The organism is Kitasatospora sp. NPDC051702, from assembly GCF_040681575.1.
In the GTDB taxonomy this organism is placed as follows: Bacteria; Actinomycetota; Actinomycetes; order Streptomycetales; family Streptomycetaceae; genus Kitasatospora.
The window spans coordinates 1-1047 of record NZ_JBFAZB010000119.1; the positions used below are offsets into that span (position 1 = coordinate 1).

The 1047-nt window shown below is 69.3% G+C and carries 1 protein-coding gene; it reads right to left on the reverse strand.

Annotated features, from left to right (window positions below; all coding sequences use genetic code 11):
* Window positions 1-1047, reverse strand: a 1047-nt coding sequence (locus AB0N04_RS38585) for a polyketide synthase dehydratase domain-containing protein (RefSeq protein WP_363365780.1), incomplete at both ends; no start/stop codon positions are given.

Genomic DNA, 1047 nt, shown 5'->3' on the forward strand with positions numbered 1-1047 from the left:
TTGAGGGTGTTGAGGGTGTGGGTGAGGTGGGTGGGGGTGGTGGGTGTGGTGGTGAGGGTGGTGGTGATGACGGGGGTGCCGTGGGGGTCGGTGGCGGTGAGGGTGTGGGTGTTGGGGTTGGTGGGGTGGGGGGTGAGGGTGGTGTGGAGGGTGGTGGCGTGGGTGGTGTGGAGGGTGGTGTGGGTGAAGGTGGTGGGGAGGTGGAGGGTGGTGTGGTCGGTGGTGGTGAGGAGGGGGTGGAGGGCGGCGTCGAGGAGGGCGGGGTGGATGGTGGTGTGGGTGGGGGTTTGGGTGGTGGGGAGGGTGGTGGTGGCGTGGAGGGTGGTGTGGTTCTTCCAGGCGTGGGTGAGGCCTTGGAAGGTGGGGCCGTAGGTGTAGCCGTGGGTGGTGAGGTCGTCGTAGAGGTGGGTGAGGGGGATGGGGGTGGTGTGGGTGGGGGGCCAGGTGTTGTCGGTGGGGAGGTCGGTGTCGGGGCCGGTGGTGGTGAGGGTGGCGGTGGCGGTGTGGGTCCAGGGGGTGTGGGGGTTGGTGGTGTGGGGTCGGGTGTGGATGGTGAGGGTGCGGGTGTGGTCGTGGGGTGGGGTGGCGGTGAGGTGGAGTTGGGTGGGGGTGGTGGTGAGGGGGGTGGGGGTGTGGAGGGTGAGTTCTTCGATGTGGGGGTGGTGGAGGTCGTGGGCGGCGTGGAGGGTGAGGTCGAGGAGGGCGGTGGCGGGGAGGAGGACGGTGTCGTGGATGGTGTGGTCGGTGAGCCAGGGGTGGGTGGTGAGGTTGAGGGTGCCGGTGTAGGTGGTGGTGCCGTCGGGGTGGGTGGTGGCGGTTTTGAGGAAGAGGTGGTCGGTCGGGGCCAGACCCAGCGCCGACGGCGTGCCCTTCGGCAACTCGCTTTCCAGCCAGAGGTGTTGGTGTTGGAAGGGGTAGGTGGGGAGGGGGGTGTGGTTGGTGTGGGTGGTGCTGTGGGTGAGGGGTGTGCCGGTGGTCCAGGTGGTGGCGAGGGCGGTGAGGAGGTGGTGGGTTTCGTCGGTGTGGGGGCGGAGGAGGGGGGTGATG